This window comes from Micromonospora sp. WMMA1996, assembly GCF_002573675.1.
In the GTDB taxonomy this organism is placed as follows: domain Bacteria; phylum Actinomycetota; class Actinomycetes; order Mycobacteriales; family Micromonosporaceae; genus Micromonospora; species Micromonospora sediminicola.
Genome location: NZ_PDHU01000001.1, coordinates 3721195 through 3737871, shown reverse-complemented (window position 1 = coordinate 3737871; position 16677 = coordinate 3721195). Strand labels below are relative to the sequence as shown.

At 74.9% G+C, this 16677-nt stretch carries 14 protein-coding genes; 6 read left to right on the top strand and 8 right to left on the bottom strand.

The window, feature by feature from the left end; all coding sequences use genetic code 11:
- Window positions 1-6 precede the first annotated feature (6 nt).
- Both COO58_RS17170 and COO58_RS17165 read right to left on the bottom strand, forming a co-directional pair.
- Complete coding sequence (locus tag COO58_RS17170) at window positions 7-1674, bottom strand: GAF domain-containing sensor histidine kinase (RefSeq protein ID WP_176558889.1); 1668 nt, start codon at window positions 1672-1674, stop codon at window positions 7-9.
- A 93-nt stretch (window positions 1675-1767) separates the two neighbouring features.
- Window positions 1768-2778 carry a nitroreductase gene (locus COO58_RS17165; RefSeq protein WP_098746413.1) on the bottom strand — a complete coding sequence of 337 codons (1011 nt, stop codon included), beginning with the start codon at window positions 2776-2778 and terminating at the stop codon, window positions 1768-1770.
- A gap of 170 nt (window positions 2779-2948) precedes the next feature.
- Between COO58_RS17165 and COO58_RS17160 the strand changes: the two genes are divergently transcribed.
- Window positions 2949-5297 carry a heavy metal translocating P-type ATPase gene (locus COO58_RS17160; protein WP_098745722.1) on the top strand — a complete coding sequence of 783 codons (2349 nt, stop codon included), beginning with the start codon at window positions 2949-2951 and terminating at the stop codon, window positions 5295-5297.
- A 200-nt stretch (window positions 5298-5497) separates the two neighbouring features.
- On the opposite strand, the gene COO58_RS17155 is transcribed toward COO58_RS17160, so the two are convergent.
- From COO58_RS17155 to COO58_RS17130, 6 genes are all read right to left on the bottom strand, one after another.
- Window positions 5498-6364: a universal stress protein gene (locus tag COO58_RS17155; protein ID WP_091579179.1), complete on the bottom strand. Its 867-nt coding sequence runs from the start codon at window positions 6362-6364 to the stop codon at window positions 5498-5500.
- A gap of 42 nt (window positions 6365-6406) precedes the next feature.
- Window positions 6407-8818 carry a phosphoketolase gene (locus COO58_RS17150; protein ID WP_098745721.1) on the bottom strand — a complete coding sequence of 804 codons (2412 nt, stop codon included), beginning with the start codon at window positions 8816-8818 and terminating at the stop codon, window positions 6407-6409.
- Between the two features lie 128 nt (window positions 8819-8946).
- A complete protein-coding gene (locus COO58_RS17145) occupies window positions 8947-9777 on the bottom strand; it encodes a universal stress protein (RefSeq protein WP_091579174.1) in 831 nt (276 codons plus the stop codon).
- A gap of 66 nt (window positions 9778-9843) precedes the next feature.
- The gene (locus COO58_RS17140) at window positions 9844-10668 is read right to left on the bottom strand and encodes an oxidoreductase (protein WP_091579171.1); all 825 of its coding nucleotides are present in this window, start codon (window positions 10666-10668) and stop codon (window positions 9844-9846) included.
- Window positions 10665-11231 (bottom strand): TetR/AcrR family transcriptional regulator, encoded by a 567-nt coding sequence (locus tag COO58_RS17135; protein ID WP_098745719.1) that lies wholly within the window; start codon window positions 11229-11231, stop codon window positions 10665-10667. Before COO58_RS17135 ends, COO58_RS17140 begins: the two co-directional genes overlap by 4 nt.
- A 67-nt stretch (window positions 11232-11298) precedes the next feature.
- Window positions 11299-12099: a PP2C family serine/threonine-protein phosphatase gene (locus tag COO58_RS17130; protein WP_098745718.1), complete on the bottom strand. Its 801-nt coding sequence runs from the start codon at window positions 12097-12099 to the stop codon at window positions 11299-11301.
- Between the two features lie 104 nt (window positions 12100-12203).
- On the opposite strand from COO58_RS17130, the gene COO58_RS17125 reads away from it, so the two are divergent.
- The 5 genes from COO58_RS17125 (at window position 12204) to COO58_RS17105 (ending at window position 16676) form a co-directional block, all read left to right on the top strand.
- Window positions 12204-12440, top strand: a complete 237-nt coding sequence (locus COO58_RS17125; RefSeq protein ID WP_073836364.1) for an HTH domain-containing protein — start codon at window positions 12204-12206, stop codon at window positions 12438-12440.
- Complete coding sequence (locus COO58_RS17120; RefSeq protein ID WP_091579163.1) at window positions 12440-13015, top strand: Clp protease N-terminal domain-containing protein; 576 nt, start codon at window positions 12440-12442, stop codon at window positions 13013-13015. Before COO58_RS17125 ends, COO58_RS17120 begins: the two co-directional genes overlap by 1 nt.
- 91 nt (window positions 13016-13106) lie before the next feature.
- Window positions 13107-14114 carry a diacylglycerol kinase family protein gene (locus COO58_RS17115; protein WP_091579161.1) on the top strand — a complete coding sequence of 336 codons (1008 nt, stop codon included), beginning with the start codon at window positions 13107-13109 and terminating at the stop codon, window positions 14112-14114.
- Complete coding sequence (locus tag COO58_RS17110) at window positions 14107-15108, top strand: YihY/virulence factor BrkB family protein (protein WP_091579159.1); 1002 nt, start codon at window positions 14107-14109, stop codon at window positions 15106-15108. Before COO58_RS17115 ends, COO58_RS17110 begins: the two co-directional genes overlap by 8 nt.
- Before the next feature lie 77 nt (window positions 15109-15185).
- Complete coding sequence (locus tag COO58_RS17105; protein ID WP_098745716.1) at window positions 15186-16676, top strand: phosphatase PAP2 family protein; 1491 nt, start codon at window positions 15186-15188, stop codon at window positions 16674-16676.
- Window position 16677: the final 1 nt, after the last annotated feature.

Here is a 16677-nt window from a genome sequence, read left to right as displayed (position 1 = left end):
CCCCGGTCAGTCCAGCGGGACGCTCCACCGCAGCTCGGTGCCGTGCGGCTCCACCCGGCGCAGCGTGAACTCCCCGCCCAGCCGCTCGGCCCGCTCCCGCAGGTTGACCAGGCCGCTGCGGGCCGCCTCCGGGTCGCAGCCGACCCCGTCGTCGGTGACCGTGACGTCGACCCGCCCGGCGTCCACCGCCACCCGCACCGCCACCCGGTCGGCGTGCGCGTGGCGTACGGCGTTGGACAGCGCCTCGCGCAGCACGGCGGTGAGTTCGGGGCGCAGCTCGTCCGGGACGGCGCTGTCGATCGGGCCGACCAGCTCCAGCTCGGGTCGCCACCCCAGCGACTCGGCGGCCACCTCGATCGCCTCGCGGATCTCGGTGCGCAGCGCCGCGCTCATCGGGGTGCGCAGCTCGAAGATGGTGCGGCGGATGTCGCGGATGGTGGCGTCCAGGTCGTCGACCGCCTGGTTGATCCGCTTGGCCGCCTCGGGGCGGGCGTTCATCGCCCCGCTCTGCAGTTGCAGGCCGGTGGCGAACAGCCGCTGGATGACCACGTCGTGCAGGTCGCGGGCGATCCGCTCGCGGTCCTCCAGGACCACCAGCAGTTCCCGTTCCTCCTGCCCGCGGGCCCGTTCCATGGCCAGCGCGGCCTGCCCGGCGAAGCTGGCCAGCAGGGCGAGGTCGTCGTCGGCGGCCGGGCCGTGGTCGGGCCGGTGGGCGATCACCAGCACGCCGTGCAGCGTGTCGGCGGCGGCCAGCGGGGACACCACCGCCGGGCCGGCGATCACCGGCCGGGGCCAGGGCGCCGCGGCGGCGAGGTCGTCGACCTGCTCGTGCCGCCCCTCGGTGACCGCCCCGGCGAAGCTGGTCTCGTCGGCCGGCAGCACCGTGCCGACCAGTTCCCGGGCGACCGGGTCGGTGCCGTCGACCACCTCGACGGTGAACTGCGCCTCGTCCTCGTCGTAGAGCAGCACCAGGGCCAGCTCGGCCTCGGCGACCTCGCGGGCCCGGCGGGCCACCAGCGTCAGCGCGTCGGTGCGGCGCACCTCGCCGAGCAGCACCGACGTGATCTCGGCGGCGGCGGCGAGCCAGCGTTCGCGGCGGTGCGCCAGCGCGTAGAGGCGGGCGTTCTCGATCGCCACGCCGGCCGCGGCGGCGAGCGCCACCACGATCTCCTCGTCGTCGTCGGTGAACTCGGCGGCGCCCTGCTTCTCGGCCAGGTAGAGGTTGCCCCAGACGTGGTCGCGGATGCGCACCGGGACGCCGAGGAAGCTGTGCATCGGCGGGTGGTGCGGGGGGAAGCCGTACGAGTTCGGGTGCTGGGTGATGTCCGGCATGCGCACCGGCTTCGGGTGGTCGATGAGCAGGCCCAGCACGCCCCGGCCGTGCGGCAGCTCGCCGATCTTCGCGTGCAGCTCGGGGCTGATCCCGTGGACGATGAAGTCGTGCAGCATCCGGTCGGGGCCGATCACCCCGAGCGCGCCGTAGCGGGCGCCGGCCAGGTCGCACGCGGACTGCACGATCCGTTGCAGGGTGCTGCGCAGGTCGAGGTCGGAGCCGATGCCGACCACCGCGTCGAGCAGCGCGCGGAGGCGTTCCCGGCTGGTCACCACCTCGCCGACGCGGTCGAGCATCTCCTGGAGCAGCTCGTCGAGGCGGACCCGGGACAGCGGGGTCAGCCCGAGCGACGGCGTGACGTGCTCGTTCCGGGGGTTCGGTGCGGCGGCCACCGGGCGATGCTATCGCCCGGTGGCGTACGCCGACGAGCCCCGTCAGGACAACTGGTCGCGTACCGCCGAGGTGTCGACGGTCTGCGCGGCCTCCAGGCGCGGGGTGTGCGGCGGGCCGGCGTGCGTCGGGTCGGCCACGCCGAGCCGCATGCTCAGGTAGGGGAAGCCGAGCCCGGCCAGCATCTGCCGGAGCACCTCGCGGGTGCCGTCGACCTCCACCACGCCGGACAGCGGCACCAGGGACACCCCGTGGCGGGTGGCGGCCAGCCAGGCGGCGGAGAGCGCCTCGCCGGCGCGCAACCAGCTCAGCGGCTCGTCCTCGGCGCCCCAGAGGATGGCGTAGACGGCGGCCTTGTCGTGGCCGGGGCCGATCGGCAGCGAACCGGGGTGGCCGAAGTCGCGGCCCGGCACGGTGGTCTGCGCCGGCTGGTCGGGCAGCACCTCCGGCGGCAGCCCGGTGCCGGTGCCGGCCCGGTTGATCCAGTAGGAGAGCTCCTCGCGCAGCTCCGGGCTGTCCGCCTCGACGGCGGCGGCCTGCTGGGCGGCGCCGGCCAGCTCGATCTTCTGCATGTCGTCGAGGAGTTGCAGGTTGACGCCCTCGGCGGTGGCGGCCCGGTCGATGTCGCCGAGCGCGGCGGTGGGAATCTGCTCGTCGCTGACCGGCCGCCGGTCGGTGTGCCGCACCCGCATGCACTGCACGAGGTGCATGGCGTCGGGGTCGGCGCCGGTGTGCCGCAGCCCGGTGATCCGGGCCAGCAGGTCGGGCTGGTTCGGGTCGGGCAGCCGCTCCACCACCGGGGTCCAGCCCTCGGCGGCCAGCGCCGTGCGGGCGTGGTGCAGCGCCGCGCCGCAGCTGACCACCAGCAGGCGGCCCTCCGGGTCCATGGCGCTGAGGTGCCGTTCCCGGACCACCCGCAACTCCAGCGCGTCGGGCAGGACCGTCCAGTGCCACGGCTGCGTGTTGTGCACCGAGGGGGCGTGGCCGGCCATTCCGGCGGCCTCCGCGAGCGCGGTGGTCAGCGGGCGATCGGTAGCCGGCGTCTCGTGGCTCATCGTCACGACCTTTCCTGTCTCTCCCCATCGTGCCTGACACCCGGGACACCCGGGTGGGGTTGCCCGCTCCATCCTCGGTCATGCCCGGCCGGCCCGCACGGGGCCCTTCGACCTGTCGGATCGTCCGGTTCGCCCTACCTGGCCCGCGTCGGCGCTGAGACGATCGGCACGTGGGGACCGAAGCGCCCGAGTGCGTACCCGAGCGGCCGGCCCGGGCCCGGCGGCGGGCCTGGGTGCAGTGGGCCCCGCTGACCCTGCTGACCCTGGCCGTGCTGGCCGGCGCCGCGCTCTGGTTCGCCGGGGTGACCGGCGCGGCCCGGCTGGTGTGGGCGGCGGTCACCGTGGTCGCCCTGGTGCCGGCCGTCTGGACGACGCTGCGGCAGCTGTGGCGCCGGCAGTTCGGCGTCGACGTCATCGCCGTGCTGGCGCTGCTGGGCGCGTTGCTGGTGCGGGAGTACCTGGCCGGCGCGGTGATCGCCGTGATGGTCGCCACCGGGCAGGCGCTGGAGGAGTACGCCCGGCGCCGGGCCACCCGCGACCTGCGGGCGCTGCTGGAACGCGCGCCCCGGCAGGCCCGCCGCCGCACCGCCGACGGCGGGATCGAGGTGGTCCCGTTGGACGCGGTGCGGGCCGGTGACCGCCTGGTGGTCGGCCCCGGCGACGTGGTGCCGGTGGACGGCACCGTCGAGGAGCCCGCCACGCTCGACGAGTCCGTGGTGACCGGCGAGTCGCGGCTGGTCGGCCGGGCGGCGGGCGAGCAGGTGGCCAGCGGCGTGGTCAACGCGGGCGCCGGCTTCGGGCTGCGGGCCCGCAGGAACGCGGCGGAGAGCACGTACGCCGGCATCGTCCGCCTGGCCGGTGAGGCGACCGCCCGCAAGGCTCCGATGGTGCGCCTCGCCGACCGGTACGCGGCGGCGTTCGTCCCGTTCACCCTGCTGCTGGCCGGCGCGGCGTGGCTGCTCTCCGGCGAGTTCGTCCGGGCGGTGGCGGTGCTGGTGGTGGCCACCCCGTGCCCCCTGCTGCTGGCCACCCCGATCGCGGTGGTCTCCGGGCTGTCCCGGGTGGCCCGCCGGGGCGTGCTGGTGCGCGACGGCGGCTCGCTGGAGCAGCTCGGTCGTGCCCGTACCCTGCTGCTGGACAAGACCGGCACGCTGACCGCGGGGCGGCCCCGGGCCGCGGAGACGGTGGTGGCGCCCGGCGGCGACCGGGACGAGGTGCTGCGGCTGGCCGCCTCGGTCGAGCAGCTCTCCCCGCACGTGCTGGCCGCCGCGCTGGTGCGGCAGGCCCGCGAGCGGGGGGTGCCGCTGGCCGAGCCGACCGGGGTGACCGAGGAACCGGGGCGCGGGGTGACCGGGCACGTCGACGGCTGCCTGGTCCGGGTGGGCCAGCTCGCCGGCGAGCCGCCGGAGTGGGCGGACCGGGCCCGGGAGCGGGCCGAGCGGGCCGGCCTGTCCACCGTCTGGGTCGGCGACGAGCACGGTCCGCTCGGCGCGATCCTGCTGGAGGACCCGGTCCGCCCGGACGCCCGGCGGACCGTGCGGCGACTGCGCGAGGCGGGGCTGAGCCGGTTGGTCATGGTGACCGGCGACCGGCCGCGCACCGCGGCGCAGGTGGCGCAGGTCGTGGGCGTCGACGACGTGATCGCGCGCTGCTCGCCGGGGGAGAAGGCCCAACGGGTACGCGAGGAGTCCGCCCGGGCGGTGACCGTGATGGTCGGCGACGGCGTGAACGACGCCCCGGCGCTGGCCGAGGCGCACGTCGGGGTGGCGATGGGCGCGACCGGGGCCACCGCCTCCGCCGACGTGGCCGACGCGGTGCTCACCGTGGACCGGCTGGACCGGCTCGCCGACGCCGTGGAGATCGCCCGGTACGCCCGCCGCATCGCGGTGCAGAGCGCCACCGTCGGGATGGGGTTGGCCGTGCTGGCCATGCTGGTGGCCGCCGCCGGCCGGCTGCCCCCGGTCGCCGGCGCGTTCCTCCAGGAGGGCATCGACGTGCTGGTGATCCTCAACGCGCTGCGAGCCCTCGGTGGCGGCCTGCGGCGGCGCGAGGTGCCCCCGCACACCCGGGAGCTGCTCGACCGGTACTCCGGCGAGCACGGCGGCGTCCGGGACGTGCTGGCCCGGCTGCGGGACACCGCCGACCTGGTCGCCACCCGCCCGGACGACCCGGGGTGCGTGCCGGCGCTGCGGGACGTGCACCGGCGCCTGGTCGACGAGGTGCTGCCGCACGAGGCGGCGGAGGAACGGCACCTCTACCCGGCCCTGGCCGGGCCGCTGGGCAGCGACGAGGCGACCTCGACGATGAGCCGCGCGCACGTCGAGATCGCCCGGCTGGTGGAGCGGATCGGCGGGCACCTCGCGGCGTCGCCGGACGGCCGGCTGCGCCGCGAGGAGGTGACCGACCTGCTGGCCGCGCTCTACGGCCTGGACGCGGTGCTGCGCCTGCACCTGGCCCAGGAGGAGGAGGACTACTTCTCCCTCAACCCGTCCGACGGTGAGGCGTCTCCCGACCGCTGACGGTCACCCCGGCGGTGCGGCGTGGTCGTCCCGGCACGCGGCCGTCCGCGCGGAGAGGGCACGCCCCGAGAGCGATATGACTGCTGGTCATATTTATGCCTCACAGTCATATCGCTGAGGACGGCCATCCCCCCGCTCGGGCCGCACGCACGGTGAGGACGGTGCCCACGGGCACCGTCCCGGGTCCGAGCACCGGCGGATCAGGGCTCGCGGACCACCGCCACCGGGCAGTGCGCGTGCTGGATGAGCTGCTGACTGACCGAGCCGAGCAGCATGCCGCGCAGCCCGCCCCGGCCCCGGCTGCCGACCACCACCAGCTGCGCCGACCGGCTCGCCTCCACCAGCAGCGCGGCCGCGCTGCCGGGCACCGCCTCGATCTCCACCGGCACGTCGGGGAAGCTCTCCCGCCACGGGGCCAGCTCCGCCTCGGCGGCGGCCCGTTCGGTCGCGGCGGTCTCCTGCGGGTCGAAGTCCGGCGGCACCCAGCGGTCGCCGGGCGGCTCCCAGGCCCGCAGCACCCGCAGCGGCACGTCGCGCTGGGCGGCCCGCTCGACGGCGAAGCCGAGCGCCCGCAGCGCCGAGGGGGAGCCGTCCGAGCCGACCACCACCGGCCCCGACGTGGCGGCCTGGCCGTCGCGCACCACCACCACCGGGCAGTGGGCGTGCGCGGTCACCGACACCGCGGTGGAGCCGGCGAGCAGCCCGCCGAATCCGCCGTGCCCCCGGCTGCCGAGCACCAGCATCCCCGCCCCGGCGGAGCGTTCCTGGAGCACCAGCGCGGGCGGCCCGTCGAAGACCTCGCCGTGCACGGTGAGGCCGGGCCGCTCGGCGGCGGCGTCCGCCGCCGCCTTGCGGACCAGTTCCTCGACCTGCCGGCGGGCCGTCTCGTCCGGCCAGACCCCGGGGGCCACGCCCGGACCGATCCACCCGGCCACGGTCAACCACTCGAAGACGTACGCCAACCGCACCGGCCGACCGGAGCGGCCCGCCTCGTCCAGCGCCCAGTCCAGCGCCACCGACGCGTCGGTGGACCCGTCGTAGCCGACCAGGATCTCGTCGTCACTCACTCGCTGTACCTGCCTTCGTTCGCGACTGCGGGGCTCGCAAGCTCACTCCTCGCGCTCACCGGTCCGGACAGCGGGATCGGTCTCGCGGATCCAGCGCCACTCGGCGACCCGCGGGTCGTCCTCGCCGTGCTCGCGGGTGTAGTCGCGGCAGGCCTGGCGGGTGTCCACCATCTCCTGGCGCAGGTGCGCGGCGCGCGAACGCAGCCCGGGCACCCGGTCGATGACGTCGATGACCAGGTGGAAGCGGTCCAGGTCGTTGAGCATCACCATGTCGAACGGGGTGGTGGTGGTGCCCTCCTCCTTGTAGCCGCGCACGTGCAGGTTCTCGTGGTTGGTCCGGCGGTAGGTGAGCCGGTGGATCAGCCACGGGTAGCCGTGGTAGGCGAAGATGACCGGCCGTTCGCGGGTGAAGATGGTGTCGAACTCGTTGTCGGGCAGCCCGTGCGGGTGCTCCGACGGCGGTTGCAGGCGCATCAGGTCGACCACGTTGACCACCCGGACCTTCAGGTCGGGCAGGTGGCGGCGCAGCAGGTCGGCCGCCGCGAGGGCCTCCAGCGTGGGCACGTCGCCGGCGCAGGCGAGCACCACGTCCGGCTCGGCGTCGTCGTCGGTGCTGGCCCAGTCCCAGATGCCCAGGCCCCGGCGGCAGTGCTGGACTGCCTCGTCCATGGTGAGCCAGTTCGGTGCCGGCTGCTTCCCGGCCACCACCACGTTGATGTAGTGCCGGCTGCGCAGGCAGTGGTCCATGGTGGAGAGCAGCGTGTTGGCGTCCGGCGGCAGGTAGACCCGGACCACCTCGGCCTTCTTGTTGACCACGTGGTCGATGAAGCCCGGGTCCTGGTGCGAGAAGCCGTTGTGGTCCTGCCGCCAGACGTGGCTGGAGAGCAGGTAGTTCAGCGATGCGATCGGCTCCCGCCAGGGGATGTGCCGGGTCACCTTGAGCCACTTGGCGTGCTGGTTGACCATCGAGTCGACGATGTGGATGAACGCCTCGTAGCTGGTGAACAGACCGTGCCGGCCGGTCAGCAGGTAGCCCTCCAGCCAACCCTCGCAGAGGTGCTCGGAGAGCACCTCCATCACCCGGCCGTCGGGGGAGAGGTGGTCGTCGGACGGCAGCCGCCGGCCGACGAACGCGCGGTCGGTGACCTCGAACGCGGCGCCGAGCCGGTTCGAGGCGACCTCGTCCGGGCCGAACAGGCGGAAGGTCTGCGGGTTGCGGACGATCACGTCGCGGACCCACGGGCCGAGCGCGCCGGCCGCCCCGGCCACCGTGCCGCCGGGCTCCTCGACCTCGACCGCGTAGTCCCGGAAGTCGGGCAGGTCCAGGTCGCGCAGCAGCTTGCCGCCGTTGGCCACCGGATTGGCGCTCATCCGCCGGTCACCGGTCGGGGGCAGCGCGGCCAGCTCGGCGACCGGGCCGCCGGTGGCGTCGAACAGCTCCTCCGGCCGGTAGCTGCGCAGCCAGCGCTCCAGCTCGGCCAGGTGCGCCGGGTTGTCGCGCACCTCCGCGATCGGCACCTGGTGGGCGCGGAACGTGCCCTCGACCTGCTTGCCGTCGACGTCCGTCGGGCCGGTCCAGCCCTTCGGCGTCCGCAGCACGATCATCGGCCAGCGGGGACGCTCGACCTCGCCGCCGGAGCGGGCCCGGCGCTGGATCTCGGCGATCTCGTCGACCGCCCGGTCCAGTGTCGCGGCGAGCAACTGGTGCACCGCCACCGGGTCGTCGCCCTCCACCACGTACGGCTGGTGGCCGTAGCCGCGCATCAGGTCGAGCAGGTCGTCGGTGGGGATCCGGTCCAGCACCGTCGGGTTGGCGATCTTGTAGCCGTTGAGGTGCAGGATCGGCAGCACCGCCCCGTCCCGGGCCGGGTTGAGGAACACGGTGGACAGCCAGCTGCCGGCGAGCGGGCCGGTCTCCGCCTCGCCGTCGCCGATCACGCAGGCGACCAGCAGGTCCGGGTTGTCGAACGCGGCGCCGTAGGCGTGGCTCAGCGCGTATCCCAGCTCGCCGCCCTCGTGGATCGAACCCGGCACCTCCGGCGCCACGTGGCTGGGGATGCCGCCGGGGAACGAGAACTGCCGGAACAGCCGCTGCATGCCGGCCTCGTCCCGGGGGATGTGGTGGTACAGCTCGCTGTAGGTGCCCTCCAGCCAGGTGTTGGCGACCAGCGCCGGGCCGCCGTGGCCGGGGCCGGTGACGAAGATGGCGGACAGGTCCCGGTCGACGATGACCCGGTTGAGGTGCGTGTAGAGCAGGTTGAGACCGGGGCTGGTGCCCCAGTGGCCCAGCAGGCGCGGCTTGATGTGCTCGGGCTTGAGCGGCTCGCGGAGCAGCGGGTTGTCGAGCAGGTAGATCTGCCCGACGGTGAGGTAGTTGGCCGCCCGCCAGTAGGCGTCGAGCCGGCGCAGCTCGTCTTCGGTCAGGGGGCTGTGCAGGTCGAGAGCGGTGTCCATGCTGCGTTAGCCTCTCGTGGCTCGGGGTCGTCTGCCACTCGGGGACGGGATCGTCGTCCCCGGCGGATCCAGCCTGGCCCTCCGCCGGGGTGGACGGTCAGGGCCGTTGGTCCCGCCTCGCGCGGGCGTCATGGCCCGTCCCCGGCGTCGTCACCGACGCCCCGTACGACGATCAGCGGGGCCGGCGAGTGGTAGAGCAGGGCCTGGCTGACCGCGCCCAGTGTGGACCGTACCGGCCCGTCGCCGCGCGCGCCGACCAGCGCGAGCTGCGCCGACCGGGACCGGTCGAGCAGGACCTCGCCCGGATCGCCGCGGACGGTCTGGCAGGCGGCGGCCACCCGGGGATGCCGTACGGCGTGCCGGTTGACCGCCTCCTCCAGCAGGCCGTCGTCGCCGTCGTGCCGGTCCGTCTCGACCACCCGCACGGCGAGCAGCCGGGCCCCCCGGCGTTCGGCGCAGTCGAAGGCGTAGCGGAGCGTGGCCCGCGAGCCGGGGGAGCCGTCGTAGCCGACCAGCAGCGGCCCGGGCGGCGCCGCCCCGGTGCGCCCGACCAGCACCGGGCAGCCGGCCCGGGAGGCCAGTTCCACCGCCGGGGCGTCGGCCGGGACGCAGGTGGGGCAGCTGGCCATGCCGCCGTCACCGAGCGCCACCAGGAACGCGGCGTCGGCGGCCCGCAGCAGCGCCTCGACCGGCGAGCCCTCGACGATCTCGCCGCTGACCGGCACGTCCGGCGCGGCGTCCGCGGCCACCTGCCCGGCCTTCTCCAGCAGGTTCTCCGCGTCGACGCGGGTGCCGCCGGCCGGCGCCGGTCCAGGGGACGCGGCCCAGTTGAACGCGTGCACGAGGTGCAGCGGCCGGCCGTGGGCCGCGGCCTCGCCGGCGGCCGTCCGGACCACCGTCAGGTCCTCCGCCGACCGGCCGACGCCGACCACCACCGCGCCGTGGCTCGGTGCGGCCATCCCGGCTCACCTCCCGACCGCGCTTTTCACCCACCGTAGTCGCGGGGCCGGGTCGGCCGGACCGGGTCAGCGGAACTGGAGCCGGTTGACCGCGTCGAAGAGCCGGGCGCCGAGCAGCCGGCGGGTGTGCACCATCGCCCACGCGGCGGCGGTGACCAGGTAGCGGGTGCGCGGGCGGCGGGCGACGACGGACCGCTCGATCACCCGGGCCACCGCCTCCGGCGGCGCGGCGAGCAGCGGGTTGCGGTAGGACTTCGCCATCGCCGCGTCCACCGCGGCGACCATCCGACCGTACGGGCCGGTCGGGTCGGCGCCGGCGCCGAGCGAGGACGCGGCCACCGCGCCGAAGCCGGTGCGGATCAGACCCGGCTCGATGATCGCCACGTCCACGCCGAACGGGCGCACCTCCTGCCGCAGGGCGTCGGAGAGCGCCTCCACCGCGTACTTGCTGGCGTGGTAGTAGCCGCCGCCGGGGAAGACCAGCCGGCCGCCCATGGAGCTGACGTTGACGATCCGGCCCCGGCCGGCCCGGCGCATGCCGGGCAGCACGAGCTGGGTGAGCCGGGCGAGCCCGAAGACGTTGGTCTCGAACTGGGCGCGCACCCGGTCCATCGGGGTCTCCTCGACCGGGCCGTACTCGCCGTAGCCGGCGTTGTTGATCAGCACGTCGACCTGGCCGTGCGCGGCCTCCACCGCGGCCACGGCGGCGCGCATGGAGGCCTCGTCGGTGACGTCGAGGGGGAGGAGCCGGGCGCCGGCGTCGGCCAGGTCGGCGATCGCGTCGACCTTGCGCGCGGTCGCGTACACGGTGAGGTCGGGGCGGCGGGCGAGCCGGCGGACGGTGGCCCGGCCGATGCCGGAGGAGGTGCCGGTGATCAGGACGGCGGTCATCTGTGGTCTCCCTGAGGTCGGGGCAGGCCCGCGACGACCAGCGCGACGCCGTCGCGCAGCCGCCGTCGGGGCAGGTCGGGGTCGGTGAGGTCGGCCTCCAGGCCGCGGGTGAGCGCGACGAGCACGTCGGCCACCGCGCGGGCCCGCGGCCCGGCGGCGTCCGCCAGCGTGGCGGTCACCAGGTCGGTCAGCTCGGTGGTGTACGCCTCGACGAGGTCGCCGGTGAGCTTGCCGCTGGCGTCGAGCAGCTCGGTGGCGTGCCGGCTCTCCCGGTGCAGCGTGAGGGTGAGTTCCAGCTTGGCGGCGAGCACGTCGTGCACCCGCCCGGCCAGGTCCCCGCCGGGCGCGTCGGCCACCCGCCGGGCCCGGTCGAGCGAGTCGGCGAAGAGCCGCTCGGCCAGCCGCCGGTAGGCGTCGTCCTTGTTGCGCACGTACTGGTAGACCGCCGGCCGGGACATCCCGGCGGCCGCCGCGATGTCGTCCATGGTGGTGCGCCGCATCCCGTGCCGGGTGAAGCACTCGTACGCGGCGGTCAGGATCGTCTCCAGCCGGTCGTTCGACATGCTGACAAGTCTTGCACAGAATGTCAGGCCGTCACACGTGTCCCCGGTCACGCGGGGGTGCGGAGGCTCAGCGCGGCGCGGGCAGGGCGGGGTGGACGCGCAGCACCACGGCGGTGGCGTTGTCGTCGCCACCCGCGTCGAGGGTGGCGGCGAGCAGGGCGCGCACGGTCCGCGCCGGGTCCCGGCGGGCGGCGAGCAGGTCGCGCAGCCGGTGGTAGCCGAGCTGGTCGCTCACCCCGTCGGTGCAGAGCAACCAGGTGTCCCCCCGCCGCAGCGGCACGGCGAGCAGGTCCGGCTCCGGCCGGTCCGGGTGACCGACGTAGCGCAGAAGCTGGTAGCGGGCCCGCGCCGCCTCGGGGGAGTCCGCCGGCCACCACCCGTGCAGCAGGCCCAGCCAGGCCATCGTGTGGTCCACCGTGACCAGCTCCAGCAGCCCGTCGCGCAGCCGGTACGCCCGGGAGTCGCCGAGCTGCGCCAGCCAGCCCTGGTCGCCGTCCGGCTCGACCACCAGCGCGGTGAGCGTGCACCCGGTCAGCCCGGGTCGACCGGCGCCGGCCCGGCGTACCCGCCGCTGGGTCTCGGCGACGGCGGCGCGCAGCCCGGCGGCGTCGACGGCGGGCCACCCGGCGCGGACCTGGGCCACGAACGTCTCCGCCGCGGTCGTGCCGGCCACCCGGCTGCCCTCGCCCTCGCCCATGCCGTCGCAGACCACGGCCAGCGGCAGCTCCGGGTCGAGGTGCAGCACGTCGTAGTTCTCCGGGTAGCGGTGCCCGACCACGCTGCCCCCGGCGATCTCCAGGGTGAGCCGCCCGGCGGTGAGCCGGCGGGCGGCCTCGACCGGCCGGTCCAGTGGGCGGCGGCGGAACACCAGCGGACGGTAGCACCGGCCCGGGTCACGGATCGGCAGGTCGCGGCCGTGTCATCTGTCAACCGGGGTTGACGGGCGGCCGGTTGTCAACCTACATTGACAGCATGAGTCAGGCGACGGAACTCGCGGCGGCAGCCGGCAGCACCGACCCCAAGGTCGGCCTGCGGGCCGTGCTCGCCCTGCGCCGGCTGCTCGAGCGGCTCGAGGTGGTCCAGGTCGACAACGCCCGGCGACAGGGCTGGTCCTGGCAGGAGATCGCCGACGCCCTCGAGGTCAGCCGGCAGGCGGTCCACAAGAAGCACGCCGGTCGACCGGCGGTGCCCGGAAGCTGGGAGGCGTGATGTTCGAACGATTCACCGACCGGGCCCGCGCGGTCGTGCACCACGCGGTCGACGAGGCCCGGACCGAGGGCCGGCGCCCCGTCGGCACCGAGCACCTGCTGCTCGGGGTGTTGGCCGACCGCGACAACCTGGCGGTCCGGTTGCTCGCCGCCGCCGGCGTCACGGCCGACGACCTGCGCGCGGCCGTGGCCCGCCACGCGGCGCAGGGCGTCGACGGCCTCGGCGCGGCGGACGCGGCGGCGCTGCGCGAGATCGGCATCGACCTCGCCGCGATCGTGGCCCGGATCGAGGAGTCCTTCGGGCCCGACGCGCTGCGTGAGGCGGCCCCGCGCCCGCGCCGCTGGTGGCGGCGCCGGCCCCACGTCGGCACGTTCTCGCCCCGGGCGAAGAAGGTGCTGGAGCTGTCGTTGCGCGAGGCGCTGCGACTGCGCCACCGGCACATCGGCACCGAGCACATCCTGCTCGGCCTGCTCCGGGAGGGCGACGGACTGGCCGCGCTGACCCTGACCGAGGCCGGGGTCGACCTCGACGACCTGCGGCGACGGGTCGAGGCGGCGCTGCGCGAGGCGGCCTGAGGCCGGGCCGGATCCCAAACCTGTTTGCGGTCCTCGCAACGTCCGCCTCCGCCGGCTCGCCGCCGCGCCCCGCGTCCTGCACACTGACGCCGTGGACGGTGCAGACGACAAGCGCCCGGTGACCGCGGAGAACCGCACCCCGCGCTCGGCCGTGGTGGTCAACCCGGTGAAGGTGGCCGACCTGGACGAGTTCCGGCGGATCGTGGACGGCGCGCTCGACGCCGCCGGCTGGCCGGCGCCGACCTGGTACGAGACCACGGTCGAGGACCCGGGCCGGGGCCAGGCGGAGGAGGCGGTCAAGGCCGGGGCGGAGGTCGTCTTCGCCTGCGGCGGCGACGGCACCGTGATGGCCTGCGTGACCGCGCTCGCCGGCACCGACGTGGCGCTGGCCGTGCTGCCCCAGGGCACCGGCAACCTGCTCGCCGCCAACCTCGGGCTCTCCAACGACCTGGGCGCCGGGCTGGAGGTCGCCGTCGAGCGCGGGATGCGCCGCCTCGACGTCGGCGTGGTCGGCGACCAGTGCTTCGCGGTGATGGCCGGGATGGGCTTCGACGCCCAGATGCTCGACTCCACCTCCGAGACCACCAAGAAGCGGATCGGCTGGCCGGCCTACCTGGTCGGCGCCGCCCGACACCTGCGGGACCGGCCGATGCGGGTCTCCGTGCGCATCGACGGCCGCCCGCCGCTGCGCCGCCGGGCCCGCTCGGTCCTGGTCGCCAACGTCGGCCGCCTCCAGGGCGGCGTACGCCTGCTCACCGACGCCGAGCCGGACGACGGCTGGCTCGACGTGGCGGTGCTGACGCCGCGCACGCTCGGCCACTGGCTCGCCATGGGCTGGGCGCTGGTGCGCCGGCGGGGCAGCGTGCCCCGGATGGAGGTGTTCCGGGCCCGCACCGTCGAGATCGCCAGCAACCGTCCGCAGCCCCGGCAGCTCGACGGCGACCTGATCGAGCCGGGCCGTTCGCTGACGGCCACCATCCGGCCCGAGTCGCTCTGGCTCTGCGTGCCGCGCCCGGCGGACGACCCCGACCTGGCGGTGGACGCCGACGCGGCCGCGGAGCGCGGTGAGCAGCTGATCGAGGAGGCGCGCCGTGAGTAGCACCAAGCTCGTCCCCGAGACCCGGTTGATGACCGAGAACGAACTCTCCGCCGACGACGCCTGGCACACGCTGCGCCGGCACGGCGGCTGGTGCCTGCTGCGCGACGCCTTCATCCGGTTCCGCTACGGCGACGGCTTCAGCCACTCCCGCGCCCTGGGCCTGCAACTGTGCCTGGCCGTGGTGCCGTTCCTGATCGCGCTCACCGGCCTGATCACCGACCTGGGCGCGGACGAGGGCGGCAAGGTCGTCGCGGACACGGTCCTGGCGATCACGCCCGGCCAGAGCGAGTCGATGGTGCAGGAGCTGCTCTCCGACACCGACCGCACCGAGGACGCCGGCGAGCTGGCGCTGACGCTCGGTCTGATCACCGGGCTGGTCGCGTTGACCACCACCATGGCGCAGATCGAGCGCGGCGCGAACCGGATCTACGGCGTCGAGCGGGACCGCCCGGCCCTCCCCAAGTACGTGCGCGCCACGGTGCTCGCACTGCTCGCCGGCGTACCCGCGCTGTTCGGCTTCCTGATCCTGGTCGGCGGCGGTGCGTTGGGCGACTCCGTGCGCCGCCACTACGAGTGGGGCGACGTCGCCACCGTGGTGTGGGACGTGGTCCGGTGGCCGCTCAGCCTCGGCCTGACCGTGCTCGCCGTGGCGGTGCTGTTCCGGCACGCGCCCCGGCGCAAGCAGCCCGGCCTGTCCTGGCTCCTCTTCGGTGCCGGCATCGCCATCGCGCTGTGGTGGCTGGCCAGCCTGCTCCTCGCCGCCTACGTGAAGTACAGCGGCGGATTCGGCCAGACCTACGGTGCGTTGACCGGCATGATGGCTCTGCTGCTCTGGGCCAACCTCACCGGGATGGCGCTCTTCGGCGGGCTGGCCTTCGCCGCCCAGCTGGAGGCGATGCGGATCGGGGTCGAGGAGCCGGCCCAGCCGGACCTGTGGGAGCCGGAGGCGCAGCGTGAGGAGCTGCTCGACACCGGTGAGATGACCGCGCTCTGACGCCGCGCCGGTGCGGCGTGTACGAGACACGCGGATCGGGTACAGCGCGCCTCGCAGAAGAACGAGGGAGGTGCGGTGTGACCGCGGTCAAGGAAACCGGGCGCCGGCCGCTCGGCCACTTCGCCGAGCGGAGCCTGGTGGGCCTGCTCGCGGTGGCCGGCGCGGGAGTCGCATTCGGTGTGCTGCTCATGCTCGTCCGGTTCCGCTGGAGCCCGCTCCAGCAGGGCGACCACGAGGCGGCCGAGTGGTTCAACAACCTGGTGGCGCAGCACGGCCCGCTGGTCACCGTGCTCCAGGCGATCACCGACCTGGGCGGCCGGCCGGTGCTCATCTGGCTGATCACCATCGCCGTGGTGGGCCTGCTGATCCGTCGCCAGTCACGGCTGGCGGTCTACCTGATCGTCACCGGCGTGGGCGGCCTGATCCTCGACCCGTCGCTCAAGGCGCTGGTCGGGCGGCTGCGCCCGGTGGTGGACGTGCCGGTGGCCAGCGCCCCCGGCAACAGCTTCCCCAGCGGTCACGCGCTCGGCTCGTTCGTCGCGTACGGCGCGCTGCTGCTGGTGTTCCTGCCGGCCATGTCGCCGCGGTGGCGCAAGCCGGCCATCGCCATCGCCGCCGTGCTGATCTTCCTGGTCGGGCTGACCCGGATCGCGCTGGGCGTGCACTTCGTCTCGGACGTGCTCGGCGGCTGGCTGCTCGGCGCGGCCTGGCTGGGCGTCACCGCGTACGCGTTCCGGCTCTGGCGGCGCGAGCGCGGCCGGCCGGTGCCGCCGCTGACCGAGGGCCTGGAGCCGGAGGCCGGCGAGGAGATCGCGCCCGCCCCGGCCGAGGAGAAGGTGCTGGAGCACCCCCGCTCGGCGGTGGCCGAGCTGCTGGTCGGCTGGGTGATCGTCTTCGGCGCGCTGTACGCGTTCGGGATGTACGTCAGCTACCACGCCAAGGGCACCTTCTTCGCCACCCTCGACACCGAGGTGCCGCGCTGGTTCGCCGCCCGGCACACCGACGCGCTCACCGGGCTGAGTTGGTGGTGGAGCAAGTTCGGCGACACCCACGCCATCCTGCTGGTCTCGCTGGTGTTCTGCCCGATCGTGCTGGCCGTGTGGCGGCGCTGGCGACCGGTGCTCTTCGTGGTGCTGGCGATGTTCGGCGAGCTGAGCCTCTTCCTGGCCACCGCCCGGGTGGTCGAGCGCCCGCGCCCACCGGTGGAGAACCTGGACGGGCAGATGCCCACCTCGTCGTTCCCGTCCGGGCACATCGCGGCGACCATCTGTCTGTGGGCCGCCATGGCGATCATCGTGTTCCCGCGCACCGACCGGTGGTGGCGGTGGCTGTTCGTGGCGATGGCCGTGATCATGCCGGTCGGGGTGGCCACCTCCCGGATGTACCGGGGGATGCACCACCCGACGGACTTCATGGGCGCGATCCTGCTCGGCACGCTCTGGCTGTCGCTGCTCTACTGGGTGATCCGGCCGAACGCCGACGTGCACGAGGGCAACCGGCCGGCGATCGAGTCCGAGCAGGTGGACGAGCTGGACGACGAGCTGGCCAAGGCCGGCCGGCCGGACTGAC